At 45.8% G+C, this 415-nt stretch carries 1 protein-coding gene; it reads right to left on the reverse strand.

Translation table 11 applies throughout. The features are described from left to right. On the reverse strand, nt 1-396 hold a 396-nt coding region (locus KJQ99_RS09945; RefSeq protein ID WP_214150747.1), incomplete at its 3' end, for a thiamine diphosphokinase. Nucleotides 397-415: the final 19 nt, after the last annotated feature.

The following is a 415-nucleotide window of genomic DNA, read 5'->3' on the forward strand; positions in this document are numbered from 1 at the left end:
GAATTCAACCTTGGAAATCATATTCAAAAATTCAGGTCGAAGCAAGCAGAAAAGATTTGCCAACAGATGGTCGATTCTGCCGCCGGTAGCCCCGTAAATGCTGATCAGATCCGGATGAAAACGTTGTTCAATCAACCGAAGGCACAATTCGGTATCCGTATCGTCTTTTTCAGGAACCGAAGTCATCACTTCCCTGCTCATGACGTCTACCAAATATCGTTCGCGATTCGTTGATGAATCGAAGTCTCCGATTGAAAGAAGCGGTTTGATTCCGGCCTCGCAAAGTCTGACCGCTCCCTTATCTGCTCCGACCCACAACTCGTCTTGACCACGCTTTTCAAGCAGTCCTTCGGGATAGTTTTCGATTGGACCGCCAACCAAAAGATTAATTTTCATTTTTCCACCTGTTTTGAAG

The organism is Campylobacter sp. 2018MI13 (genome assembly GCF_018501135.1).
Lineage (GTDB): Bacteria > Campylobacterota > Campylobacteria > Campylobacterales > Campylobacteraceae > Campylobacter_E.